The sequence below is a fragment of the Teredinibacter waterburyi genome (assembly GCF_001922985.1).
Taxonomy (GTDB): Bacteria; Pseudomonadota; Gammaproteobacteria; order Pseudomonadales; family Cellvibrionaceae; genus Teredinibacter; species Teredinibacter waterburyi.
Genome location: NZ_MRUH01000008.1, coordinates 38,340 through 64,891, shown reverse-complemented (window position 1 = coordinate 64,891; position 26,552 = coordinate 38,340). Strand labels below are relative to the sequence as shown.

Below are 26,552 nucleotides of genomic sequence, written 5' to 3'. Positions count from 1 at the left end.
GGTTCGCCTGTGGGTTCGCCTGTGGGTTCGCCTGTGGGTTCGCCTGTGGGTTCACCTGTGGGTTCGCCTGTTGGTTCGCCTGTTGGTTCGCCTGTGGGTTCGCCTGTGGGTTCAGGCGGCTGGTAATTGAAGTTCGCCAACACAGCTTCTAAGCCGACTAGGTTTAGCCCTGCATCGCGATGTAATTCACCCGCCTCCTGCTTGCGACCCGCGCGTACATAAGGTGATTGATTACTCGTATCAGGCACTACCGCTAGCAAAATGCCCGACGTAGGTTCTTCTAGGTCGAACTGGTGCTGTAAGTCTTGCGGTAACGAGAACTCCAACAGCAAATGGGTGTCATTCGAAAGCGGGTCAGTGACCACCCAGTCCGAGCCAATTGCAGTGCCATCGGCATTCATCAGCACAACCATTTGGCCATCATCAGCGTGGGTCACAAAGCTAACAGTACCACTGCTGCCTTCTGCCACACTGCCATCCGAACTAAGGAGCACAGCGCTAAGTTCGCGGCCGTCCCTACTGCGTCCAACCCAGATGCTTTTGCTCATATCCAAGTCGGTTCCACTATCGACCTGCACCAAATCTGCGAAGCTAGCGGCCAATACGGCCGTGCCTGCTGCGCTCGGTTCGGCGCTGGTGCCGTCCGCAGGGTCAGTTTCACTTACAGTGCTATCGTCCCAACCAATTACAAAGTAGTTGTTACAGTCCAAACCAGCACCGGCCCAGTCGTCGCCACCGCAATGAACTTCATAGACGGTCGACTGGCTTTCTGCGCTGATCGCGATCGCGCGTGCACCCGCACCAAATGTAGCAGCGGTATCGACAAGCCCCTGCTTAACCCAGTCGCGCTGGACTAGATCCGTCATGGGTTTACCTTCCGCCGAACTGGCGTAAACACTCACTACCCAGCTATTAATCACATTACCATCGGCATCTTTTCGGCTGGCAAGTGCCATGTCGCCTTCGAGACTTTCAATGGTTAAACCGGGCATTTCCTGCTGCCAGCCACCCGCGGTAAGCATCCAGTTACCGCCATCACCGGCGGCGTCTTCGAACCACATTTCGGCTTCTGCGTCCCAGCGGCTCTCACTTTCACCATCGGTATTGAGTAGGTTATAGGCGAAATCAATTCCCCAGTTACCCATATCATCGTGGTACTCATGCCCCATGGTGGTGGCAAAACCACCGTCGCTGCCACTGGCATCAAACACGTCAGTCGCATTGACTTGCGGCATCGGCGTTAGCACCACGCTAGATTTGCTCGCGCAGGTCATCAGCAGTTCACCGCTAGCCGACATGATTTGCTGCTCTTCTTCAACACTGCCGCTCATCACACCAGTAGAACCGTTGCGCAAACCAAGGAAGTTAACCTTGTGAAGAATCTTCATGCCTTCAGGGGTGTGTTCTTCACCGCTCTCTTCGATCACCACTTGGCCGAGACTGTTGATGATGCCATGAGCACCTTCTTCGCCGCGGAACTGGTCACCACTAAAGCTCAGTTTGAAATCAGTACCCATTTGCTCGGCAAGTGCAACTTCAGCGGTCTTGTCACCAACACTGGCGTCACATTCGCGCAAGGCAATTTCTTCCCATTCAGCATTCGCCGAACTGTGTGAAGCACTGCTTACTTCCATATCCAGTAAGTAGTAACCGCCAACACTGGGGGGATCATCACAAAGATTGCCGATACCATCTTCGTCGCTGTCAGTTTGCGCAGAGTTCACCACCAGCGGGCAATTATCTGTATCGTCATTCACACCATCGCGATCGGTGTCGCGGTGCAATGGACTGGTGCCATCTTCTAACTCCTGAACATCAGAGATACCATCGCCATCGTCGTCGGAGTCTTCATTGTTGCCAATACCATCACCGTCGGTATCTTTCGATTCCTCTGGATTGAGCGGGAATTTATCATCTTTGTCGGCAACGCCATCATTATCGTCGTCATCGTCACAGGCATTACCTTTGCCGTCCTGATCGGAGTCGGTTTGAGGGCCGGCATGATTCGGACAGTTATCGCTAGCATCGCCAACCCCATCGTGATCGGAATCGGCACTTTCTTCGCTATTTAACGGAAATGCATCTTCGCTGTCTGGCACTTGGTCGTTATCGTCATCGGTGTCGGCATTGTCGCCAATCTGGTCACCATCGGCATCGCTGTGCTCGGTAGCATCAGTTGGGAATGCGTCGCTACTATCGTCGTGACCGTCATTGTCGTCGTCGCTGTCAGGATTCAAGCCGCCGTTATCGGCCATGCCGTCGCCGTCGGTGTCAACATAGTCAGTTTCGGGAACACTACTGTCGTTGTCGTCAGTATCCTGGCCAACCGGCCAGCCATCGTTATCGACATCGGTTTTTGTTGATGCAGTTGGGTCTAGCGGGAAGTCGTCTTCCGCGTCGCTAACACCGTCGCCATCATCGTCGTCGTCACAGGCGTCGCCCATGCCGTCTTGATCAGTGTCCGCCTGATTAAAGTTAGCTTTGAACTTACAGTTGTCTGCGTTGTTACCAATACCGTCTTTATCGGTATCTAGCGTTTCACTGGCATCGGATGGCAAAGCGTCTTTACCATCGCGAACGCCGTCACCATCCGTATCGCGGTTGCGAGGATCTGGATCATTCACGTCGGCTAGATCGTCGCCATCAACATCGGAATCGCTGTTATCACCGATCCCGTCGTTGTCTAGGTCGGCGCTCTCAGATGGGTCAAAAGGAAAGCGGTCGCCATTGGCTAGACGCGTTTCGGGGGTATTTAGTTCGTCATCGCCATTATCGTGATTGGCTACGCCGTCGCCGTCGATATCGTCATCTTTGCCGTCACCAATACCGTCACCATCTGTGTCGGTTGATTCCGTAGGATCTAGCGGCAGGTCATCGTCAACATCGGGAGCACCATCGTTATCGTCATCGGTATCGATAGCATCACCGAGACCATCCATATCGGTATCGACAAATAATTCGCCGGGCGAGTCCGCATCGCTGTCATCGGGATCCTGCCCCAACGGCCAACCGTCACCATCAATGTCCGATGCATCACTTAGGCTTGCATCGAGCGGAAAGTCATCTTCAGAATCAACAACCCCATCCCCGTCATCGTCGTCATCGGCGTTATTGCCAATGCCATCTTGATCGGTATCGGCTTTTTCATTGGGGTCGAGTGGGAAGGCATCGCGGTCGTCGCGCACACCATCGTTATCGTCGTCTTGGTCGCTGTTGTTGCCAACGCCGTCGCGATCGGTATCAATTGTTTCATTGGGATCGTTCGGAAAGGCATCGCGGCTGTTAATTACGCCATCGCCATCGCGGTCGGTATCTACCTCGGCTGACTTAGCAGTACTCGACACCGAGCCATCGGCAAGCTTGGCTGTATCGGTGATAGTGCCGGTGTCTGCCGACTCTTCGTCGAGCAACTCCTCTACCTCTTCAACCGTTTTGTTGGTGCCGGGAACGATTAACTTAGCCGGATCTTTCTCAACAATAATGGCCGCGTCGTTTGCATCGTAATTATCGAGGTCTTCGTTTTCACTGTTGCGACCATCGATTGCACCATCCGTCAAATCCTCGGCCAATCCATCCATTACATTTGCGGTGGTCGAATTTTCGGTGTTCTGCTGAATTTCGAAAATAATCGCCGCTGCGCCCGATATTGCGGTGCGATAAGCGGCTACATCTTGCATTTTTTCATCGCTATCAGTGTCATCGGTAACCAGTGGCGGTGCCGCAAAAATATCGACATCTTCACTCATACCAAAACCTAATGCCGACACGAGTTCGCTCGCCGCGTCATCTAAACCATCAGTAAATTCTTCATTGGTAAAAGCCCCTGCGTCGTCGGCTTTCGACGCGGCTAAGGATAAGGCCATGCTGGTTAGTGGGGTCGCGTACACCGGCGCATCGATATTTTCGAGTTTAAGCAGTGTCCGAACCTCGGAAATAATAGGTTGCTGGCCGGTATTTAAATCGATCGTATCCTCATCGGCGGTCACCACAATAAGAAACGGCCCCTGCTCATCGCTATCAATTTCTAAACCGGAAAATTGCGCTTGTGCGTCAGTCTCACCCTCGTCCAATAAAGCGCCTTGCATTTGCGGCGCGCTGGCATCCAAGCGGTAAATACGAACCACAGCATTAGCAATCGGGCCGTCTACTGCAGCGCCCGACAACGCAACCGGCCCTGCCGTGGGTTCTACGGTCGGTTCTGCTGTGGGCTGCGCTGTGGGTTCGGCGGTGGGGTCAGCTGGAAATAGACCATCACCATCGTCACCGCCACTGCTACAACCAGTTAACGAAATACAGAGTAGACAAAATGCTGTTGCCGTAGTACGCAACAGCAGCGAGGGGGTTCGTGAGCGTTCAGATTCCACCATAACCAATTCCTATACTATTCAAGATATTGCCGGACGAAAAAACCCTAAACCAGCAATGCAAATTAATAATTTCAATTAACAGTTTTGAAGTATAGAAGGAGATATGAAGACGGCTTAAAGCTGAACAATATACGGCGAAGCGTACTTAGAATTACAAAATTTTAAGGCTCAAAATAATGGCGGCTTTAAAAACAACAACTTAGGGGCGGCGTATCAATCAATACCTTAGGTGCTGTATTTCTGACGCGATCTGCGCAGACGGGAGAGGCCTAAAACATCCAAAAACAAGTTTTACGCGCCAACAAAAGACGCCTTTAGAACCTTTCTTTATGGTAAATTCAGTTCCAGTAAAATAATTGTCTAAATAAATATTTTACTGGAACAGTTTTAGTGGGATTTTGAAATAACAATTTAGACATCTTTCAATTCTGATTATTAACAGCATATTTTTACTGTTAATACTTAGTAAGCTAACGAAACAGTGTCACCGTTCGGATCGCTAGTTTTTTGCGCCCGCGAGCCATATCGTCGCCAATAATATAGAGGCATGGCACCAGCACTAAAGTAACTAGGGTTGCTATTAATACGCCGAAAGAAAGTGAAACGGCCATAGGAATTACAATTTTCGCCTGCAAACTGGTTTCCGACATAATCGGAATCAACCCGATAAAGGTGGTAAGCGAGGTTAACATTATCGCGCGGAAACGTTTTTGCCCTGCATGCAACACCGCATCAATAATCGTTTCGCCGCGTTCACGCGCGCGGTTAACATAATCCACCATCACTAACGAATCATTTACAACAACACCGACCACAGCGAATATGCCGAATATAGACGGCATACTTAAATCCATACCAAATAATAAATGGCCGTGAATCGCGCCCATGATACCGAATGGAATAACCGACATGATCATTAAGGGTTGGGTGTAGGATTTAAGTGGCAGCGCCAACAACACATAGATCGGCAATAAAATAAGCAAGATACCGATCAACTGCGTGCGGGTATTTTCTCGTTCATCTTTTAAACTGCCGGACTCTTCAATAACTACCGAGGGGTACAATTTTTTGACCTTAGGAAACACCGTGTCGCTCATGGCATTAGCGACTTTGAATGCTTCGGCCTGTTCGCTATCGACCGACCCCCATACGGTGACTGCCCGACTGCCTTCTTCCCTATAGATCTGATTTACGCCTTCTGCAAACTCCAAGTCGGCAACTTCAGACAACAACACTTCGGCGCCGCTTGCGGTACGAATCAAAATATTATCGATTGAACTTAAAGCATCGCGCTCACTTTTGGGGTAGCGCACCATGACTCGGATTTCCTGCCTATCGCGCATAATCCGCTGCGCTTCCAAACCATATAAGCTATAGCTTGTTTGCGCGGCAACCTCGGCCGTGGTCAAACCTAAACTGTATGCTACAGGCTTTAATTTAAATAGAATCTCTTTTGCCGCCTGCTGTTCGCTATCGTTAACTTCGAACACACCCTTCATCTTATTCAATTCAGTTTTTATCAGTTGTGCAGCTGCGATCAACTGTTGCTCATTCCGCCCTTTTATACGAAAGCTTACATCGCCATCATTTTGGCCATGTCCGCCGCCAATACTATCGGCGATGGTTATATTTTTCTGGCCGGCAATACTCGGCATTGCCTCGCGCCACAATGCCGATAACGCGAAGGTGTCCATTGGACGCAAATCTGGATCAACCAATTTAGCTTCGACCTTAGCTTGCGTACTGCCTTGGTTGTATACCAATATTTTTTCAACCATCGAACTACCGTAATTTGCGACAATGTCTTTATCAACTTTACGCATCATGGCTTCTAACTGTTGCATGCCTTCACGCAAATCAGACTCGGGAGCATCGGGGTTCATTTCCAAGGTTATACTGGAAAAATCATGCGGAACTTTAGGAAAACCAATAAAGCGGATATGGCCCGAGGCAAACATCGCCCCAGTAATAATAATGACACCAATAAAAGCCATTAAAACCGTATAGCGATGAAACAGTGCCGCGTCTAAAAACGGCTTGTACTTATTCTCAATAAAATTGGCAAGTTTACTATCGACCCAGCGTCGCATACGCGCAACGATATTTGTGCTTTGAGTATTTTCTGGTTTCATAGCGGCCAAGTGCGCGGGCAGTATCAACTTTGATTCAACCAATGAAAAAATCAAACACAGAATCACAACCGCACCAATCGACAAGGTAAAAGCAGCATTGGGGCCGGAATCCATAACCATAGGCGCAAAGGCGGCCATGGTCGTAAGCACACCGAACGTTGCCGGCATGGCAACGCGTTTTGCACCGCGAATAACATGGTCCATCGATAGACCATGCTCCTGCACTTCGGTATGTACGCTTTCACCAATAATAATCGCATCGTCAACCACAACGCCCAGCACCATAATAAAGGCAAATAGACTCACCACATTAATGGTGACATCAATCATTCCAAACGGCATCAGCGCTATAGCACCGAGAAAACTCACCGGCAAGCCCATCATCACCCAGAACGCGAGTTTAATTCGCAAGAATACCGCGAGGATTAAAAATACCAGTATTCCGCCCCAGACCATGTTTTCCAACATCATGTCTAAGCGGCCATTGAGGTAGTAGGTTAGATCGACCCAAGGTTCTAGACGTATACCCGCAGGTAATGTTTCTTGACGCTCGACTATATAGCCATTCACCGTTTTAGAAATATCGGTAATGCTCTGATCTTTTGATGCGCCGATAAAAAATGTCAGGGTATTAGCCCCGTCAAGTTTAGAAAATTTTACGCCCTCTTCAAACCCGTCGCTTACCCTGGCAACATCACGTAATGTCAATTGGCTGCCATCGGCGAAATTACGCAGCGGTATATTTTCGTACTCTGCACCGATATAAGCCTGTTCTTCTACCCGTACCGAGATCACGCCTTCGTCTGCACGAATTTCGCCAGCTGAACGATTGGTTGAAAACTCGCGTACGGCGTTGGCAATTTCAACAAAGGTTAAATCAAATTCACGTAATTTATCCTGACTAACATCAATCGATATTTCGTAATTAGCACCGCTGTAAAAGTCGGTGATATTAACATCGGGCAATGCTCGCAACTCATCGTGAATCGTTTCACCTAGGCGCTTTAATTCACCCATCGAAAGGTCGCCAGCGATGCTTACATACATCACCTCTTGGCGAAATTTGGTGTGACTCACACGAACCGGCTCCATGCCGTTGGGGAAGCTCGAAATACTATCGACAGATGAACGTATCTCGTCCAGCACTTCCTGCACGTCGTAATCGTCCAGCACTTTCAAATCGGCGGAAGCGTAGCCGCGATTCGATCGAGTAATAAGGCGCTCGATACCCTGTACACTTTGCAACGCTTCTTCGAGTTTAACGGTGATGGTTTCTTCGACTTCTTGTGGCGATGCGCCGCGATAGATGGCCGACACATTCACCCAATTATTTTCGCCTTGCGGAAACATTTGTTGGCGAATATTGAGCGCCGAATTAAGGCCCGCGAGAATTATGCCAATCATAAGCAAATTCGCGGCAACAGGATTACGCGCAAACCAAGCAATAATACCTTTATTGGTATCGAGATGTTCTTCTTGAGAGGCTGGTGACTTAGGCGATGAATCGACCATAACTAGCCCTCGCCTTGAGTGCTAACGGCTTCGCTACTGGGCTTTTCCGCAGTATTCTTTTTTTCTATTTGCATGTTATTAACGGCAGGCTTTTCCCTTGGCTGCAGCGCCATTCCAGCAATGGGATACTGCAAACTCGATGTCACTAATTGGTCGCCATTTGCTAAGCCCTTGCCAATTACCGCAAGCTTCCCTTGGTTGCGTAGTACGTCAACGTCGACAAAGGCGAGCTTACCCTCTTTATAGATAGCCACGCGGCCGTCTTTAACCAAGTTACGCGGAATCAGCGCAACTTTATCCAATTGTTTTCCGGTAATACTCGCCGAGACATAAGTGCCAAACGGCAGGCTTTGAGCATTTTCGATACCACTATTTGCCAGCTTGAGCGCGTATGGATCAGCTAATGCCGCGACCAGATATACCATGCGATTCGCTTCGCTCACGACACCTTCGTCACGTACAATTTTGGCGCTACGCTTAATTAACTCACCACCACGGGTAGCCGTGAGCCATACTTCTGCGTTCTTACCAAGCTGATTTAGGTAGGTAAGCTCCGCGTTCGCAATCGGCAGACGAATCTCCGCAAGCTCTAGCGCCAACACTCTGCCCAATTGCGTACCAATATTTACAACACCACCGGGGCTAATCAAACGCTCCTCAATTAAAGCATCAAATGGGGCGACAATTTTGGTTCGCTCTAGATCCTTCTTCGCTTGCTGTAAACCCGCCTCGGCGGCTTTTACTGCCGCGAGCGCTTGCTCCTGTTGTGGTTTACGCAAGCCCAGCTCGGAGGGCGCAGAATTGGTTATCTTCGCCCACTCGGCTTCGGCGACCTGGCCCTGGGCTCGCTCGAGAATAAACGCCGCTCGCGCACTGGCGAGACTGGCGTTGGCTTGCTGTAAACGCACCTCATAATCAAAGGGGTCTATTTGCGCGAGTAGATCGCCTTTTTTTACCATCCCACCGCGCACAAATTGTTCGGATACCGAAACGACTTTGCCGCTAACTTGGGAGGTTAGCGCAGTCTGATACTTAGCCTGAACCACCCCCTGAGACTGAACCAGCAACACTTCACTACCCAGCGTTACAGGTGTTAACGTCACCAGAGGAGCGTCTTGGCTATCGGGCTTTTTCTCGGGGGGCTTTTTATTGAGAATGAAAATAGCCGCGATCACAAGGCAAATCGCAAGAGCGATAAAGGGAAGCAGGCGCCGCAAAAAAGGAGATTTCATTGAAAGTTATCCCAGACTAAAGAAGGCACGAAAAAGATATACACAGTGTGCCAGATTCCGGGTGAAAAACCGGCCTCTAATTGTGGGAATATTGTGAAAAGCTAAGGCTACACCCACAGCCGCCGGTCAAAAATCGACGTACTGAGGGCGCGAAAGGCGGATAGACGTAAACTATCTGGGATAACACAAACAGCTGTGCCAAAAACACGGCTAGGCTAGTGAGACAACCTTTTGCTCGAGAAATTTCAACAAAGCCGTGAAGGCAAATTCTCGCCGTTCTGGCGTTTCATTCACGATCTGATGAGCCATATCATTAACAATAACTTGCGAGGGGTATTTGAAGTGCTTCTTGATTACCTCAAGATTATATTGCCAGTCGACCGTGTCATCACTTGCCCCCTGAATAATCAGCAAAGGAGTTGAGCGCTGACTAATTTTACGCTCACCCAGCATGCGTGTTTGGGTGCTGAAATAGTCGACCCAAGCGGTCATTGCGAGAATCCAACGCATTGGTATTCGACGTACCTGAAGAGGGTCTTTATTCTTCAAAAACTCGCAAAACTCTTGGTGATGTGAGTTCACCGTAAATTTTCGACGAATATCCTTAACAAAATATTTAGCGACCGCCGCCCCCATTCGTACCCACGGCCAATTTCGCGGCCGCACCAAGGGGGCCAGCAAGGTAATAGACTTAATTTTATGGTCGTAAGCTTGGTCCATTACAAAATACAAAATGGCGGCGCCACCGGTACTCTGACCTACCAAGCTCACATCGGCAAAGCGTTCGCTGCGTTTAAGCAGCATCATGGTCGCCGCCAGCACGGCTGCGTACTCACTAAAATCACCGATCGAGGCAAGCGGCCCCTCACTCAAACCATGACCGGGAAAGTCGACTAACACCACGGTGTAATGCTGCAAAAGCAAGCGTCTTACTAGGTGCAGGTAGAGTCCGGCATGATCAAATAACCCGTGGGTAATTACCACTGTATCGGAATGTCCGAATCGATCGGGGAACCAGGTATGAGCGACACATTCGTAGCCCGCCAATTGAGCGCGGCCAACGTGGTAATTACAGTGGGTTTCCTCCACCAGCTGATCGAAGTTATAGCGCTGAAAATATTCCCGCAAGCTATCAGAACACTGTTCAAAATCTAGCGCTCGATTAAACTGTAACGCCGGTAATTGCTGACGTAGCTTAGTTCGCTCAACCTGACCCATTACCTTTACTGCCATCTACCCAACCTGTATTACTTGTTAAACTACCCAAACTTGAATATCCAAAAACAGTCGTAAATTGGCCAGCCTCACCAACTTAGTTCATACGTTAACTAAATACGCTCGGCAAACAACCCACGAAGACTGCCTCCCTGAGTTTAGCAGGCACAAGAGAGCTCGGCGCAAAATTAACGAAATTAAGCGGATCGAAGGAGAATAGCTAAGACAAACGGAACAAGCGCCCATAAAAAAGCCACTGCAACCATTGAGATTGCAGTGGCTTTTTAGCAACACAGCCCGCAAAGGCTAAAGTCGCTTTTTAACCGACCTGAATCGGAAATTGAATCTCGACAACAGCTGCTTTTAAAATAAGCAGCTGACATAACCCCAAGGAGTTTTATTCGCCTGCACGAGTCTCTAGCATGGCGACAGCCGGAAGTATCTTGCCTTCAACATACTCAAGGAATGCACCACCACCGGTAGAGATGTAAGAGATCTTATCAGCCAAGTCGAATTTATCAATTGCTGCCAAAGTATCACCGCCACCCGCAAGAGAAAAACCGGCACTATCGGCAATTGCCTGAGCAACCACTTCTGTACCCTTGGCGAAAGCCGCATATTCAAACACGCCGCAAGGACCATTCCAGAGAATGGTTTTAGCATCCTTTAGGATAGATGCAACGTGAGCAGCGGTTTCTGGGCCATAGTCGATAATTTCTTCGTCAGCCTGAATTTCGTTGATCTTCTTGGTTTCAGTTGCTGAATTGTCTGACCAATCACTAAAACCATCTTTAGTGGTACGCACGTCGGTTGCATAGATGACTTTGGTTTCACGACACAAACGCTGCGCTTCTGGAATCAAATCTTTTTCATAAAGTGAGTTACCCACTTCGTTGCCAGCAGCAGCTACGAAAGTATTTGAAATACCGCCACCGACAATCAGGATGTCACAAATTTTAGACAGGGCGTCTAACACAGTAAGCTTGGTTGAAACCTTGGAACCACCAACAACCGCAACTAATGGACGCTCTGGCTTGGCCAATGCTTTTTCAAGCGCATCCAATTCGCCAGACAGCAAGGGGCCAGCACATGCGATGGGGGCAAATTTAGCAACGCCGTGAGTAGAAGCCTGAGCGCGGTGAGCCGTACCGAAGGCATCCATTACAAATATATCGCAAAGCGCCGCGTAGGCTTTAGATAGGGTTTCGTCGTCCTTCTTTTCGCCTTTGTTAAAGCGAACATTTTCCAACAAAACAACATCGCCATCATTTAGGTCGAACCCTGCTTGCCAGTCTTTGATCACCGGAACATCTTTACCCAGCAACTCACTTAAACGCGCAGCCACGGGCTTAACCGAAGACTCTTCATCGTACACGCCTTCTTCTGGACGACCGAGGTGTGACATCAGCATCACCTTGGCACCAGCTTCAAGAGCCAACTTAATAGTTGGTAGCGAAGAGGTGATACGAACATCTGAGGTAATTTTGCCATCCATAATCGGCACGTTAAGATCCTGACGAATCAGTACACGCTTACCTTTAAGGTCTTGGTCCTTCATGAGTTTTACTGACATGTGTTTCTCCAGTGATAGGAAAGGGAATTTTTCTAGCGATTTAATGTATGTTAGTTGCAGCTTTGTGCTCGCCGCGTGCCATCTCCTCAGCTCTAATGGCCGATCAGTGGCTTAGGTCATTTTAACTCTGGCCTTACTCTGCAGGACTCAAAAGAGAATCCGAAAGCCTCGCAAACACAGGAAAATAAACCTAGATAAAAAGATAGAGTAGTACAAGAAAGCTATAGCGCCGACTTTCATCGCCACTATAGCTCGGTAAAATCAACCGTCTTAGTCTTCAATCAAATCTTTAACGGTATTAACAACGTTATCGACAGTAAAACCAAAGTGCTCCATCAAAACGCCACCAGGTGCTGACTCACCAAATGTAGTCATGCCAACCACACGGCCATCGATACCAACATACTTGTACCAATAGTCTGCGTGGGCAGCTTCAATCGCAACGCGAGCAGAAACGCTTAAAGGCAGAACAGATTCTTTGTACGCGGCGTCTTGCTGATCGAATACGGATGTACTCGGCATAGACACAACGCGAACCTTAACGCCGGCCGCAGTAAGTGCTTGCGCCGACTTAACCGCCAACTCAACCTCAGAACCGGTGGCAATCAAAATTGCAGCTGGCTCGCCATCGCAATCCACCAAGGTATAACCACCTTTCGCGGCATTAACGACCTGCTCAGGTGTGCGACTTAAAGGCGCCAAGCCTTGACGACTAAAAATCAAGGCCGCAGGACCGTCTTTGCGCTCTACCGCAGACTTCCACGCAATGGCCGATTCGGTGGCATCCGCAGGACGCCAAGTTTGCATGTTTGGGGTAAGACGCAATGTACCCAACACCTCGATTGGCTGGTGAGTAGGGCCATCTTCGCCCTGACCGATAGAGTCGTGGGTATAAACAAATACGTTGCGCAACTTCATCAGCGCCGACATACGTACCGCGTTGGCGGCGTACTGCTGGAACATCAAGAAGGTAGCACCGTAGTTAATAAAACCGCCATGAGCAGAAATACCATTCATGATCGCGCTCATACCAAACTCGCGCACGCCGTAATAGATGTAGTTACCGCTGGCATCATCTGCGGTTAAACCCTTGGAACCCGACCACAGGGTAAGGTTTGAACCGGCTAGATCGGCAGAGCCGCCGAGCAATTCCGGCAACAAAGCGCCGAAGGTTTCAATAGTATTTTGTGACGCTTTACGGCTGGCAATTTTCTCAGCCTTTGCTTGGCATTCAGCGATGTAAGCGTCGGCCTTAGCGGAGAAGTCGGCAGGTAACTCACCTTTTATAACACGGCGCTGGTATTCAGCAGCCAACTCTGGATAAGCAGCTTTATAAGCGTCAAATTTCGCATTCCACGCTTGCTCAGCAGCTTCGCCTTTAGTTTTACCATCCCAACCCGCGTAAACATCAGCTGGGATCTCAAATGGCGCATGTGGCCAATTTAAAAATTCGCGTGCGGCAGCAATTTCGGCATCACCTAATGGTGCGCCGTGACAATCGTGGCTGCCCTGCTTATTTGGCGAACCAAAGCCAATGGTGGTTTTGCAACAAATCAACGTAGGCTTGCTGGTTTCCGCTTGCCCCGCTTCAATCGCGGCTTTAATCGCAGCGGCATCGTGACCATCAACGTCGGCAACCACATGCCAACCGTAGGCTTCGAAACGCTTCGGGGTATCGTCGGTAAACCAACCTTCAACGTGACCGTCGATAGAAATACCGTTGTCATCCCAGAAGGCAATCAGCTTGCCCAAACCCAAGGTGCCGGCAAGTGAACAGGTTTCGTGAGAAACGCCTTCCATCAAACAGCCATCGCCCAAAAAGCTATAGGTGTAGTGATCGACAACTTGGTGTCCTTCGCGGTTAAACTGCGCGGCTAAGGTCTTTTCCGCAATTGCCATACCAACAGCGTTAGAAATACCTTGGCCGAGCGGGCCAGTGGTGGTTTCTACACCTGGGGTATAACCATACTCTGGGTGACCAGGGGTCTTAGAGTGCAGTTGACGAAAGTTCTTCAACTCGTTGATTGGCAGATCGTAACCGCTCAAATGCAACAAAGAGTAGATAAGCATGGAGCCGTGGCCATTAGACAGCACAAAGCGATCGCGGTCGGTCCAAGCAGGATTTTGAGGGTTGTGGCTTAAGAAGTCGTTCCACAGAACTTCGGCGATATCGGCCATACCCATTGGGGCGCCGGGGTGTCCACTGTTAGCTTTTTGTACTGCATCCATGCTTAAGGCACGAATAGCATTGGCAAGATCTCTGCGGGAAGGCATGTGACAATGACTCCTGATGTAATGATTATCTGTGAATTTCCGGCCCAAGGATTTACTGGGCCCGAAGGGGGACGAATTTTGGAGGGCGTATTCTCTCGCACATTGCGAGGCAGGTAAACCAGTAACTTATAGTCATTTTGACAAATAGACTAAAAACCGATCTACACCACGGCTATCGCCCATAAAAAGTGCGTTTTCTTGGGATTTTCTTATGCCTAGCGCTCATAAGGCCCAGCATCTATATCAAAATATTTTGATATAGAGTTGGTCTGCTGCTAGACTTGCGACCATGACTGCTCAAACTTCCATCAAATTGGCGCCAACTTCAGAACCCGATAGCGGCCTGTCAGATCTTGCCCAACGCTTAAAAGCGGCTGGAGATCCACTGCGGCTGGAGATACTCCGTGTGCTTGCCACCGACTCCTTCGGCGTGATGGAACTGTGCCAATTGTTTGATATTAAACAGTCGGGTATGAGCCACCATTTAAAAGTCCTCGCAACCGCAGGCTTGGTTGCCAGTCGCCGCGAAGGCAATTCAATCTTTTACCGACGCAACCACTCAAGCCTCGAAGACACCTCCGCGTCACTTACTGTCGCCCTCTACCAAACCTTAGATGGGTTGCCCATAACTGCGTCATTACAGCAACGAATTGATCAAATTCACAATCAGCGCGCCGAAGCCTCACAAGCGTTTTTTGCAGAGCAAACTGACACTTTCAAAGAAAAGCAGGATTTGATCGCCGCGTATCAGGTGTACGGGCCACAGATTTTAGAGTTGCTCGCGACAACCGCACTGCCTGCGTCACAAAGGGTGCTGGAAATTGGCCCAGGTGCCGGTGAAATGCTTCCCCAGCTAGCACAACAGTTTGCCCAGGTTGTCGCGCTCGATAATGCCGACAGCATGCTGCGCAATGCGCGCCAGCTGTGCCAGCAACAGCAGCTCGACAACCTCGTGTTCGTCTGCAACGACACTCGTTACTGCCAAAGCCAGCAGCAAAGTTTCGATTGCGCGGTTATAAATATGGTACTGCATCACACACCGTCTCCCGCACAAATTTTTGCCGATGTAAGCCAATGTTTAAAACCTGGTGGGGCCTTTTTGGTGTGTGAGCTGTGCGAACACAATCAAGATTGGGCGCGCGAAGCCTGTGGTGATGTTTGGCTTGGTTTTGAACCACAAGATCTCAGCCGCTGGGCGGCCGAAAACGCCATGCGAGAAGGCCAGAGTATTTATGTGGCCCTGCGCAATGGTTTCCAAATTCAGTTGCGTCAATTTTTTAAGTTATAACTTTTTATTAGCGTCGACAGACACTGTTAATTTTTTTAGGAGCTCAACCCATGTCAGATTACTCCCTGTTTACCTCCGAGTCGGTATCCGAAGGTCACCCCGACAAAATGGCCGATCAAATCTCTGACGCCATTCTCGACGCGATTTTAAAGGACGACCGCAATGCCCGCGTCGCTGTTGAAACAATGGTTAAAACCGGTATGGCGATTGTTGCGGGTGAAGTTCGCACCTCAACCTACGTGGATTTAGAAGATCTTATTCGCGATGTTATTACCGGTATTGGTTACAACTCTAGCGATGTAGGTTTCGACGGCGATTCTTGTGCGGTTATCAACGCTATTGGCAAACAGTCTTCCGATATCGCCATGGGCGTAGACGAAGCCGTCGATAAAGACATGGGCGCAGGCGACCAAGGTTTGATGTTCGGCTACGCAACCAACGAAACCTCGGTGCTAATGCCAGCACCTATTTACTATGCTCACCGATTGGTAGAAAAGCAGGCCGAGTTACGCAAAAACGGTAGCCACGCTTGGTCGCGCCCCGATGCAAAAAGCCAAGTAACCCTGCGTTACGAGAATGGTAAGCCGGTAGCGGTCGAAGCGGTGGTACTGTCTACTCAGCATTCCCCCGATGTGTCGCAGGCCACCATTCGTGAAGCTGTGATGGAAGAAATTATTAAACCGGTTTTACCGGCCGAGTGGCTGCACGCAAATACCCAGTTCCACATCAACCCAACCGGCCAATTTATTATCGGCGGCCCGGTGGGCGATTGTGGCCTTACCGGCCGTAAAATTATCGTCGACACTTACGGCGGTATGGCACGTCACGGTGGCGGTGCTTTCTCGGGTAAAGACCCATCTAAAGTTGACCGTTCAGCCGCCTATGCCGGTCGCTATGTTGCCAAGAATATTGTTGCTGCAGGCTTGGCTGATCGTTGCGAGATTCAAGTTAGCTATGCGATTGGTGTTGCCGAGCCTACTTCAATTTCAATTAATACATTTGGTACTGGCAAGATCTCTGACACTGCTATTGTCGAGCTGGTAAAACAGCACTTTGATTTGCGCCCACGCGGTTTGATCGAGATGTTAGATTTGCTGCGCCCTATTTACCAACAAACCGCCGCTTACGGTCACTTTGGTCGCGAGCTTCCTAACTTTACTTGGGAAAAAACTGACAAAGCCGATGCTTTGCGTGCGGCGCTGTAAAGCTCGGCTCTTAGAATATTGGCTAAGCTTACTCGTTATAAAAATGCCGCTTGTGATGGGTGACGTGCCAACGAGTTAGCAGGGTAGTGTCGATCCAGACACGCTGTGAATACTTCCCTGTACGCTCCGCACTCGCGGCAAGCTTGGTTTGCGAGAAACAGAAAATTGAGTTGCACCACCAGTTAAATACAAGCCGCGTATGGGGCTAGTGTACTGTGCCGTCGCCGGCAGGACGCCGGCGCAGAGCTTACAGGGATGGATTCACAGCGCGTCCAGAACACTAGGCCCATACGCAGCGCTCCATCAACGAAGCGCATAAACAAACAACCTACGAAGTGCCCACCAAATCTAAACGCACTTTCAGAAACAAATAACCGGAGAACAACATGACAGCCATAGAAAACTTTACCGACTACAAAGTCGCGGACATTTCCCTAGCCACTTGGGGCCGCAAAGAAATTGAAATCGCCGAAGGCGAAATGCCAGCACTAATGGCGCTGCGCGAGCGCTATAAAAGTGAACAGCCGTTGGCCGGTGCCAAGATTATGGGCTGTATTCACATGACCATTCAAACCGCCGTATTAATTGAAACCCTAATCGAACTAGGTGCCGAAGTACGCTGGTCATCTTGTAATATTTTCTCCACTCAAGATCACGCCGCCGCCGCGATTGCCGCTGCCGGTATTCCGGTATTTGCATGGAAAGGTGAAACCGAAGAAGAGTTTTGGTGGTGTATCGAACAAACTATTTTGAGCGGCGGCAAACCTTGGGATGCCAATATTATTTTGGATGACGGCGGCGACCTCACTCAAATCGCGCACGAAAAATACCCCGAGATGCTCGACAAAATTCACGGCATTTCTGAAGAAACCACTACAGGCGTACACCGCTTGCTGGAAATGATTGAAGAAGGCTCGCTTAAGGTTCCTGCAATCAATGTAAACGACGCCGTAACCAAGTCTAAAAATGATAACAAGTACGGCTGCAGACACAGTCTAAACGACGCCATTAAACGCGGTACCGACCACCTTTTATCCGGCAAGAAAGCTTTGGTTATCGGTTACGGCGATGTGGGCAAAGGCTCTGCCGCATCACTGCGCCAAGAAGGTATGATCGTAAAGGTAACCGAAATTGATCCTATCTGCGCCATGCAAGCTTGTATGGATGGTTTCGAAGTTGTATCGCCCTATAACGACGGCATCAATACCGGCAAGCCAGAAGATATTAACATTGAAGTATTAGGCAAAACCGATTTGATCGTAACCACCACTGGTAATACCAACGTGTGTGACTCGGCCATGCTGCAAACCCTTAAAAACGGCGCCGTCGTCTGTAACATCGGTCACTTCGACAACGAGATCGACACCGCATTTATGCGTAAAAATTGGCAGTGGGATGAGATTAAACCTCAGGTTCACAAAATCTACCGCGACAAAGCCACCAACAACCATTTAATCTTATTGTCGGAAGGTCGCTTGGTGAACCTAGGCAACGCAACCGGTCACCCATCGCGCATTATGGATGGTTCTTTCGCCAACCAAGTATTGGCGCAAATGTATTTGTTCGAAAAGAAATTTGCCGACCTACCAGCTGCTGAAAAGCCCGCCAACCTTTACGTTAAGATCTTACCGAAAAAGTTGGATGAAGAAGTGGCTAAGGCAATGGTTGAAGGTTTTGGTGGCGTAATTACTCGCCTTACCGACGGCCAGGCAAAATACATCAAAGTGCCCGTAGATGGACCATACAAGCCTGAGTCTTACAAATACTAGGTTAACCAAACGACTGAAGCGCGGCGCCCAACAATTGGCTCCGCCGCTTCAGCTTAATACCCTGCAAAATATTTGATTGGTAAAAACCGCGACTACAAAAATATTCAAACCGGTAATTCGACATGAGCGAAGAACAAGATTTTAGATTGAGTTTTGAGTTTTTCCCCCCAAAAACCGATGTCGGGCGAGAAAAGCTTAAAGATGTACGCGCCGAGTTAGTAAAGCTTAATCCCGACTTTTTCTCGGTAACTTATGGTGCAGGCGGTTCAACCCGCGACAACACCAAGGGCATTATCAAAGCCATGTGTAGCGAAGGTATCGACGTCGCCCCGCACCTCTCCTTTGGTGGCGATGACGAAGCCACCATCGAGGCCATGCTGGCCGAGTACAAAAGCCAGGGCGTAAAGCGTTTAGTCGCTCTGCGCGGTGACATGCCGTCGGGTATTGGTAGCGCAATGCAGATGGTTTACGCCAACGAACTGGTTGCTTTTATTCGCCGTAAATTCGGTGACGACTTCGAAATTGAAGTTGCAGCTTACCCAGAAATTCATCCCGAAGCCAAAAGCTATCTCGACGATGTTCGCTATCTAAAAGGTAAATTTGAAGCAGGTGCCAATAGCGCGATCACCCAATACTTTTTTAATCCAGACGCCTATTTCTATTTCTTAGAAGAGTGTAAAAAGGAAGGTATTGAAAATCGTATCTACCCCGGCATTATGCCCATCACCAACTTCCGTAACCTAGCGCGGTTTAGCGATGCCTGTGGCGCTGAGATTCCTCGCTGGATGCGCAAGCGCCTGGAAAGCTATCAAGACAACTCAGAAAGCCTAACCGCTTTCGGTATCGACTTGATCACTGAGCTGTGCGAAACCTTACTCGAAAATGGCGCGCCCGGCCTGCACTTTTACACCATGAACCAGATCGAACCTACGCGTTCGATTATCGAAAACCTCGGCCTTAACGATTAATGCGTATCCCTCGTATTTATACCGAGCAAACCCTTTCTGCTGGCAGTGAAGTAGAGCTGGAGGAATCCAGCTCGCACCATTTATTGAAAGTGTTGCGCATGAGCGAAGGCCGCGAGCTTATACTGTTTAACGGCAGCGGCGGCGAATACGCGGCGACCATTTCGATGGCGGGAAAAAAAGTTGCGCGCGTGCGGCTGGGCGACTTCAGCCAGGATGATCGCGAGTCGCCACTGATTACCGAGCTAGCGATTGGTATTTCTAAGGGGGATCGTTTCGATTGGGTTTTACAGAAAGCGACCGAGCTGGGCGTTACTAAAATCACGCCGCTGTTTAGTGAGCGCACTGAAGTTAAGTTGCAAGGTGAGCGTTTGCAAAAGCGTATTGGTCAATGGCAAAAAATTATCGTCGGCGCCTGCGAACAGTGCCAGCGCAACCGTTTGCCTGTATTAGAAACACCACAAGCACTCGAAGCTTTTTTGGTGAACTGTACTAGCGAGCAAAAATTCGTTTTGCATCACCGTGCCGATGCGCAATTGCGCGATATCAGCAAACCCAGCTCCGTCGTATTGCTGATTGGCCCTGAAGGCGGGTTGTCCGACGCCGAAATTAGTGCCGCCGAAAATTCTGGTTTTATTTCACTAACCTTGGGGCCGCGGGTATTGCGTACCGAAACTGCGCCAATTACCGCTCTCACCTTGGTTCAGTCTCTCTGGGGCGACTTGTTATAAATTTCGGTTTATTTAATTAAGCCACTTACCTTGTCGGCCAAAGCCTGCGCCAACACGAAATGGCCGGGTGCATCGAGATGCACGCCATCGACGGCGCTTGCGCTTACCACAGTGTTCGAATCATAGAAGTGAGTCTTAAACTGGCTTGCCACCGCTTTCAAATGACCCGCTAGTTCGCCACCAAAACGTTCTGCGCCAGCAAACTTATTCGCCATCGGGCCCTTAGCACCAGTAATCGCCGGCGGCGCGACGATCAGAATTTCTGGCACCGGCATGCTCTCTTCAATTGGCGCTTGGCGCACAGCGGTTACCAAACTCGCCACGCCCTGTGCCGCGTGCCAAGCGTTGTTATTATGCATGTTTTGTAAATCGTTGGTGCCAAGCATCAGCACTAGTAATGACAGCGGTGAGTTAATCTCAATTCTTTGCGCAATGTCCGTCATTGCGCGCCGCCCCGGTTTAAACGGGTCTTCCCACAGGGTTCGACGGCCATTCAAGCAATCTTCCACCACCCGCACATCCATACCGGCCGCGCGCAGAATATGTTCCATGGCGCCGGGCCAGCGCTCGTCGAAACTCAGACGCGCACGACTACCCGGCACAATGCCCCACGTGAGCGAATCTGAGTAAACTAAGATTGTTTGCATAACAACTCCCTTTCACGAATTTTCAATAAAATTTACCACTTAGGTGCGATGCCTCGCCGAGCGAAAGCAGATATGATACAAAATCTTTAATAGGAGAAGCAGGTTATGACTGGAGTGTTAAATATCGGCCTTGGGCTGAATCTATACAAGCAAGTTGTTGAGCTAAAGCGGACAGCCTTGATACTAAGTTTTTTAGTGGTTGGCGCAAGTCTTAGCGGTTGTGGTGGTTCAAGTAGTAATGAATCTGCTCTATTCCCCACTCCCCCCCCCACAGCAACACCCACCCAAGAGCCACACGACCCCTTCGCAACCATCAACTTCGCCGATATCGAACCGGTCAACACCAATTCCTCCTACGTAAGTGTGCTTAAGCCCTGCGTACTGGCCGAATCTAGTAACGATTTTTGCAGCTTAGCCAAACTACCTATTATGGGCTTGGAGAGCGACACCCTAAGCGTAGATGACGTTATGGCGCGCGTGCTGGTCTCTCATCAATGGCAGGCCGACAACTTCCGCCTGCTGCTAGAGTCCTATCCGGTAGAATTGCTCGCGCTGTTTAAAGGCTTAACCGCGGTGGTAATCGACGCCGATATTCGCCCCTCTCACTACCGTACAGAAACCGGCGCTATCTATTTGGACCCAGGCTACCTTTGGACAACGGTCGCGCACAAAGAAACCATTAGCAAGGCTGAAGATTATCGCGCGGGCTTTGCCGACCCGCTCGCGTTTCGAACCCTGTCGCGCTACACCAAAGATGACAACTATGTGTATAACTACGGCTCGCTAAACGACAATAGCACCCGCACGCTAGGTGATATCAGCTTGCTACTGGCGCGGTTACTTTTGCACGAGCTAGCTCATGTAAACGACTTTATGCCTCTGGACCGCTATAGCGACCTCGATACCAGCTTAAATGTGGATGGCGCTATATTGAGCTTGGGCCTCGGCGCTACAATTTCAGACCAGCTATACGACTTTGTACCCTTAACATCCAGCCTGCTGATGGATCTCGCCGAGGTGATGTTTTTCGGCCGCACTCCAACCACTGCTGAAAAAGCAATTAGTGCCAGCAATGTTTCCACAGCATTTTCAAACGATTCCGCCAGCGACGATTACGCCTACTCCAATCAGTACGAAGATTTGGCGATGCTGTTCGAAGCCGCCATGATGAAATACTTCTGGGATGTCGACTACGACCTAGCGATTACAGGAACGCCATCAAACGACGGGTACTACTGCAACGACTACGTGATTCGCTGGGGCGTTCGCAACCGCTTAGGTGATGCGGCTGTCGGGGCTCGAGCGAAATTCGTTACCGATGCCCTTATGCCCAACCTCGACATGGATGACTTCTACAATAACCTAGAGGAACCTCGCTATATGCTCGCGGGTTCTGACTGGTGCCTACCTACAATCTTCAGCGAAACCGGTGCAGGCCTGCAAAAAGTACAGCGCAGTGATACATCGTCACTCTCAACCATTGAAAAAGTTGAGCGGCCAATTCCAATCGACGACTTAGGTAAACCTCACTAAAACCTTGCTAGCACTCGTTAGTTGCAAGGTAATTTAAGTATATCGCTCGGGAGGAGGTGCGACTCGCATCACCTCCGCGAGCGTTGTCTTACCCTGTGCAATTTTTTGTGCACCGGATAAACGCAACGTCCGCATACCTTCACGCATGGCCTGTTGGCGCATGGCATTCAAATCGGTGTTATCGGTAATGAGTTCCTGCACACTATTACTTAACGACAGAATTTCGTAAATTCCCTGGCGACCCAAGTATCCGGTGTTGCGACACTCCAAACATCCCACAGGCTCAAACACAACCGCAGGCTTATTTACCTTCCAAGGTTTAACTAAATTGTCCCAGTGTTCGTCCGAAATCTCGCTCTCTTTTTTACAATGCGGGCAGAGGGTTCGAACCAATCGCTGTGCCATAACGCCCAACAGTGTTGAACGCAACAAATAGCTGGCAATATTTAAATCCAACAAACGGGTAATGGCCGATGGTGCGTCGTTAGTGTGTAAAGTAGATAGAACTAAGTGGCCGGTGAGTGCCGCCTGTACTGCCATCTGCGCGGTTTCTTCATCGCGAATTTCGCCAACCATGATGATATCTGGGTCTTGGCGCATTAAGGTGCGAATACCGGCGGCGAAATCTAAACCAATACTGTGCTGAACTTGGGTTTGGTTAAACGCCTCTTCTACCATCTCGATCGGGTCTTCAATGGTCGAGACATTAACTTCATCAGTCGCTAACTGGCGCAGCGACGAATACAGCGTTGTGGTTTTACCCGACCCCGTTGGCCCTGTTACCAGCATTATGCCGTGCGGTCGTGTGCCCATTGCTTGCCAGCGACGATAGTCTTCCCCGGCCAAGCCCAAATCTTCAAAGGTTCGAAATAACACGTCAGGGTCAAAAATTCGCATCACCAATTTTTCACCGAACGCCGTGGGTAAGGTAGACAAACGCAATTCTGCTTCAAGGCCATTGGGCCGCTTGGTTTTTATCCGGCCGTCTTGCGGTTTACGCTTTTCGGCCACGTTCATCCGGCCCAATATTTTTAAGCGGCTGACAATAGCGGTGGTAACGCTGGCGGGAAACTCGTAAATATTGTGTAACATGCCGTCGATACGAAAACGCATCCGCCCCATTTCACGCCGTGGCTCGATATGAATATCACTAGCGCGCTGATCAAACGCATACTGTAAAAGCCAGTCCACAATGTTAACGATGTGTGCATCATTTGCTTCAGGGTCTTTTAATTTACCCAACTCCAAAAGCTGCTCAAAATTAGTCATGCCCGACGCGCGCTGCCCGCCGCCATCTTTAGCGCCAGAGACAGACCGCGCTAAGGAATAAAACTCAACGCGAAAGCGCTCGACATCGCCCGGAGCGGCAATAACTTTTTTAATCTGTTGACGCACGGTTTGTTGGAGCTGCTGTTCCCAATCGGTCAGATAGGGCTCGGTAACGGCAATGGTGACCGTCTCGTGATTGATACCGACACACAACAGCCCGTGACGCTTTGCAAACTGATAGGACATCACTTCAGCCACTTCCGCCACGGGGATTTTCATTGGGTCGATATGAAACACCGTAAGCTCCGCCTTTTCAGCCAACCAGACCGTGAGGTGGGCTTCGTCCAACACCTTGCCGGGAGTGCGCTGATCTTCTAGGGCCTGCTGCGCGATATAGGTAATCGGATGCAATGCCGCCTGTTCGCGAGAGCGATGTGCGCCCATCAGCAGGTTGGCATCTTCGCGAAGCACAATACCTTCGTCCGAAAGTTCCTGTATGAGTGTACGTAAATCGAGATTTGTTGGAGCTAAAAAGTTGGATTTCATAATTTACTCAAACGCTTATGACGTTTTATTGATGCGCAGTCTGAAATGATTGTAGCCTGTTCCCTTAAAGACCTAAACTTAACCGAGTCGCATTCAGGGCAATTGAAAATAAGAAAGGACAAACACCAATGGAATTAAGCCTATATCAAGTCGATGCTTTTACCAATAAAGCCTTTAGCGGTAACCCCGCAGCCGTTTACCTATTAGAGCAACCGCTAGCGGCTGCGCTGATGCAAAATATTGCACTGGAGATGAACCTGTCCGAGACGGTTTTTCTGGTTCCAAACGGAGAGGCCTTTGATATTCGTTGGTTTACGCCGCAACTCGAAATTGATCTGTGTGGCCATGCCACCTTGGCCAGCGCCCATGTACTGTTTAATCACTATGGGTTTAAGGGTGATTGCATTCAATTTAATTCGAAAAGTGGCCGCTTAACCGCTAGCCGCAATGGCGACCTTATTACGCTCGACTTCCCTGCTCGCCCGCTCGAGCCTGTGACGCTGCCCAGCTCGGTTAGTACTGCTATGGGCGTAACACCGCAATGTGCCTATGGTGCGGAAGGCAGTAACAAGCTACTTTTGGTGTTCGCGTCGGCAGACGAGCTAAAGAGCCTCACCCCAGATATGAATGCACTTAAACAATTACCCTATCAGGGATTTAACTGTACGGCGCTTGGCGGCGGTGAAGCAGGTGCCGATGTCGATTTCGTCTGTCGCTATTTCGCCCCAGCGGCAGGTATAGACGAAGACCCAGTAACCGGCTCGGCCTACACCAACCTTGCTCCCTACTGGGTTAATCAGCTAGGTAATACACAATTTAAAGCGCGCCAACTATCCGCGCGCGGCGGCGAGCTACAAATAGAGCTGGCCGGCGACCGGGTGTTAATATCAGGCCAATCAGTGACAACCCTAGTGGGTACGCTTATGCTTTCAAGCGAATAATAAACTTAAAACCTCGGTTTTTACCCACGCCCTTCGAGATTATTAGGGGCTTTCACCTAGCACTCTCTATCGGCAGTTTTTAACAGGCACGTTAATTCATGACTAATAGTAAGCGTTTTATCCAACGGCTTTCTCAGCTCGTCGCCCTCCCTTCAATTAGCTGCACATCGGCGGAGTGGGATATGAGCAACCGCGCTGTGATCGATCAGCTCGCTAGCTGGCTTGAACCCTTGGGCTTTAGTTGCGAAATTCAGGAACTGCCAGACAACAAAGCCAACCTTATCGCCACGCTCGGCAGTGGTTCTGGCGGCTTGGTGCTGTCCGGCCACACCGATACTGTACCCTGTAACCCCGAACGCTGGGATCAAGACCCGTTTACCCTGCGCGACAGCAATAATCGCTTTTATGGGTTAGGCGCTACCGATATGAAGGGGTTTTTCCCTGTGGCCCTGGCCGCTATCGAAAACCTCGGTGAGCAATTGCAAAAGCTGAAGCAGCCGCTGATTATTCTTGCCACCGCCGATGAAGAATCCTCTATGAGTGGCGCGCGGGCACTGGCTGAAGCCGGTAAACCTAAGGCTCGTTACGCGGTTATTGGCGAACCCACAGGTATGCGACCAATTCGCATGCACAAGGGAATTACCATGGCGAGTGTTCGTATTCAGGGCTTGGCTGGTCACTCATCCAACCCCGCACTTGGTCACAATGCATTGGAAACCATGCACGAAGTGCTTGGTGAACTTCTGGCGTTTCGAGGTGAGCTGCAAAAGCAACACCAACACACGGGGTTTGAGGTTCAGGTCCCAACCCTTAACCCAGGCTATATCCACGGTGGCGACAACCCCAACCGCATCTGCGGTCATTGCGAAATGCATTTCGATTTGCGGCCGCTGCCAGGTATGCATATCGACGAACTGCACAAGCAGCTCGCCGACAGGCTGTTACCTATCGGGCATCGCTGTAACACACCAATTACGCTAACGCGCTTGATTGGCGATATCGAACCCTTTGAAGAGCCGGCAACCAGCGCGCTGGTACAAATTGCAGAAAAGCTTACGGGCAATCCATCTGAAAGCGCGGCCTTTGCGACCGAAGCGCCATTTTTACAGGCGCTGGGCATGCAGACCATCGTCATGGGTCCAGGGTCGATTAACCAAGCTCATCAGCCCAACGAATATATTGAGCACAGCGAAATCCAACCGGCTATTGATGCAATACAAGCACTTATACTGCGTTGTTGTAACGAATAAATGGCAAACAAAACGATAAACTAAGAACAAATGCGCCGATTGTCCGCAAACTCCCTTATAATTTCGGGTAACTTACTACGTTTGGGCCTAGCTCAACATCGCC

16 protein-coding genes are annotated in these 26,552 nt (G+C 49.8%); 8 read left to right on the top strand and 8 right to left on the bottom strand.

What is annotated here, in order from left to right:
• The 6 genes from IDZ20_RS00950 to tkt form a co-directional block, all read right to left on the bottom strand.
• On the bottom strand, positions 1–4,367 hold a 4,367-nt coding region (locus IDZ20_RS00950), incomplete at its 3' end, for a thrombospondin type 3 repeat-containing protein (RefSeq protein ID WP_188149558.1).
• A gap of 470 nt (positions 4,368–4,837) precedes the next feature.
• A complete protein-coding gene (locus IDZ20_RS00945) occupies positions 4,838–8,011 on the bottom strand; it encodes an efflux RND transporter permease subunit (RefSeq protein ID WP_188149557.1) in 3,174 nt (1,057 codons plus the stop codon).
• Between the two features lie 2 nt (positions 8,012–8,013).
• Positions 8,014–9,243 carry an efflux RND transporter periplasmic adaptor subunit gene (locus tag IDZ20_RS00940; protein WP_188149556.1) on the bottom strand — a complete coding sequence of 410 codons (1,230 nt, stop codon included), beginning with the start codon at positions 9,241–9,243 and terminating at the stop codon, positions 8,014–8,016.
• A 210-nt stretch (positions 9,244–9,453) separates the two neighbouring features.
• Positions 9,454–10,476: an alpha/beta hydrolase gene (locus IDZ20_RS00935; protein ID WP_188149555.1), complete on the bottom strand. Its 1,023-nt coding sequence runs from the start codon at positions 10,474–10,476 to the stop codon at positions 9,454–9,456.
• A gap of 379 nt (positions 10,477–10,855) precedes the next feature.
• Positions 10,856–12,031 (bottom strand): phosphoglycerate kinase, encoded by a 1,176-nt coding sequence (locus tag IDZ20_RS00930; RefSeq protein WP_188149554.1) that lies wholly within the window; start codon positions 12,029–12,031, stop codon positions 10,856–10,858.
• 270 nt (positions 12,032–12,301) lie between these two features.
• Positions 12,302–14,305: a transketolase gene (tkt, locus tag IDZ20_RS00925; RefSeq protein WP_188149553.1), complete on the bottom strand. Its 2,004-nt coding sequence runs from the start codon at positions 14,303–14,305 to the stop codon at positions 12,302–12,304.
• Between the two features lie 289 nt (positions 14,306–14,594).
• Here tkt and IDZ20_RS00920 point away from each other — a divergent pair, with 289 nt between their 5' ends.
• From IDZ20_RS00920 to IDZ20_RS00900, 5 genes are all read left to right on the top strand, one after another.
• On the top strand, positions 14,595–15,593 hold the full coding sequence (locus tag IDZ20_RS00920; RefSeq protein WP_188149552.1) for an ArsR/SmtB family transcription factor: 999 nt from the start codon (positions 14,595–14,597) through the stop codon (positions 15,591–15,593).
• Positions 15,594–15,643: 50 nt separating this feature from the next.
• Positions 15,644–16,798 (top strand): methionine adenosyltransferase, encoded by a 1,155-nt coding sequence (metK, locus tag IDZ20_RS00915; RefSeq protein WP_188149551.1) that lies wholly within the window; start codon positions 15,644–15,646, stop codon positions 16,796–16,798.
• 386 nt (positions 16,799–17,184) lie between these two features.
• Complete coding sequence (ahcY, locus tag IDZ20_RS00910) at positions 17,185–18,567, top strand: adenosylhomocysteinase (protein WP_188149550.1); 1,383 nt, start codon at positions 17,185–17,187, stop codon at positions 18,565–18,567.
• Between the two features lie 122 nt (positions 18,568–18,689).
• On the top strand, positions 18,690–19,535 hold the full coding sequence (gene metF, locus IDZ20_RS00905; RefSeq protein ID WP_188149549.1) for a methylenetetrahydrofolate reductase [NAD(P)H]: 846 nt from the start codon (positions 18,690–18,692) through the stop codon (positions 19,533–19,535).
• The gene (locus IDZ20_RS00900; RefSeq protein ID WP_188149548.1) at positions 19,535–20,263 is read left to right on the top strand and encodes a 16S rRNA (uracil(1498)-N(3))-methyltransferase; all 729 of its coding nucleotides are present in this window, start codon (positions 19,535–19,537) and stop codon (positions 20,261–20,263) included. The genes metF and IDZ20_RS00900 overlap by 1 nt, the downstream gene beginning before the upstream one ends.
• 8 nt (positions 20,264–20,271) lie before the next feature.
• On the opposite strand, the gene IDZ20_RS00895 is transcribed toward IDZ20_RS00900, so the two are convergent.
• Positions 20,272–20,910, bottom strand: a complete 639-nt coding sequence (locus tag IDZ20_RS00895; protein ID WP_188149547.1) for an SGNH/GDSL hydrolase family protein — start codon at positions 20,908–20,910, stop codon at positions 20,272–20,274.
• A 105-nt stretch (positions 20,911–21,015) separates the two neighbouring features.
• Here IDZ20_RS00895 and IDZ20_RS00890 point away from each other — a divergent pair, with 105 nt between their 5' ends.
• The gene (locus tag IDZ20_RS00890) at positions 21,016–22,443 is read left to right on the top strand and encodes a hypothetical protein (RefSeq protein ID WP_188149546.1); all 1,428 of its coding nucleotides are present in this window, start codon (positions 21,016–21,018) and stop codon (positions 22,441–22,443) included.
• A 33-nt stretch (positions 22,444–22,476) separates the two neighbouring features.
• On the opposite strand, the gene tfpB is transcribed toward IDZ20_RS00890, so the two are convergent.
• The gene (gene tfpB, locus IDZ20_RS00885; RefSeq protein WP_188149545.1) at positions 22,477–24,258 is read right to left on the bottom strand and encodes a type IV pilus assembly ATPase TfpB; all 1,782 of its coding nucleotides are present in this window, start codon (positions 24,256–24,258) and stop codon (positions 22,477–22,479) included.
• 128 nt (positions 24,259–24,386) lie between these two features.
• On the opposite strand from tfpB, the gene IDZ20_RS00880 reads away from it, so the two are divergent.
• Together IDZ20_RS00880 and argE are read left to right on the top strand one after the other, a co-directional pair.
• Positions 24,387–25,199 (top strand): PhzF family phenazine biosynthesis protein, encoded by an 813-nt coding sequence (locus IDZ20_RS00880; protein ID WP_188149544.1) that lies wholly within the window; start codon positions 24,387–24,389, stop codon positions 25,197–25,199.
• 98 nt (positions 25,200–25,297) lie between these two features.
• On the top strand, positions 25,298–26,449 hold the full coding sequence (gene argE, locus IDZ20_RS00875) for an acetylornithine deacetylase (RefSeq protein WP_188149543.1): 1,152 nt from the start codon (positions 25,298–25,300) through the stop codon (positions 26,447–26,449).
• The last annotated feature ends 103 nt before the right edge of the window (positions 26,450–26,552 follow it).

Coding starts and splice junctions, on each gene's coding strand:
- ahcY (WP_188149550.1), top strand. CDS start 17,185: ATGACAGCCATAGAAAACTTTACCGACTACAAAGTCGCGGACATTTCC.
- IDZ20_RS00890 (WP_188149546.1), top strand. CDS start 21,016: ATGACTGGAGTGTTAAATATCGGCCTTGGGCTGAATCTATACAAGCAA.
- IDZ20_RS00940 (WP_188149556.1), bottom strand. CDS start 9,243: ATGAAATCTCCTTTTTTGCGGCGCCTGCTTCCCTTTATCGCTCTTGCG.
- IDZ20_RS00930 (WP_188149554.1), bottom strand. CDS start 12,031: ATGTCAGTAAAACTCATGAAGGACCAAGACCTTAAAGGTAAGCGTGTA.
- IDZ20_RS00920 (WP_188149552.1), top strand. CDS start 14,595: ATGACTGCTCAAACTTCCATCAAATTGGCGCCAACTTCAGAACCCGAT.
- IDZ20_RS00900 (WP_188149548.1), top strand. CDS start 19,535: ATGCGTATCCCTCGTATTTATACCGAGCAAACCCTTTCTGCTGGCAGT.
- tkt (WP_188149553.1), bottom strand. CDS start 14,305: ATGCCTTCCCGCAGAGATCTTGCCAATGCTATTCGTGCCTTAAGCATG.
- IDZ20_RS00935 (WP_188149555.1), bottom strand. CDS start 10,476: ATGGCAGTAAAGGTAATGGGTCAGGTTGAGCGAACTAAGCTACGTCAG.
- IDZ20_RS00895 (WP_188149547.1), bottom strand. CDS start 20,910: ATGCAAACAATCTTAGTTTACTCAGATTCGCTCACGTGGGGCATTGTG.
- tfpB (WP_188149545.1), bottom strand. CDS start 24,258: ATGAAATCCAACTTTTTAGCTCCAACAAATCTCGATTTACGTACACTC.
- metF (WP_188149549.1), top strand. CDS start 18,690: ATGAGCGAAGAACAAGATTTTAGATTGAGTTTTGAGTTTTTCCCCCCA.
- argE (WP_188149543.1), top strand. CDS start 25,298: ATGACTAATAGTAAGCGTTTTATCCAACGGCTTTCTCAGCTCGTCGCC.
- metK (WP_188149551.1), top strand. CDS start 15,644: ATGTCAGATTACTCCCTGTTTACCTCCGAGTCGGTATCCGAAGGTCAC.
- IDZ20_RS00880 (WP_188149544.1), top strand. CDS start 24,387: ATGGAATTAAGCCTATATCAAGTCGATGCTTTTACCAATAAAGCCTTT.
- IDZ20_RS00945 (WP_188149557.1), bottom strand. CDS start 8,011: ATGGTCGATTCATCGCCTAAGTCACCAGCCTCTCAAGAAGAACATCTC.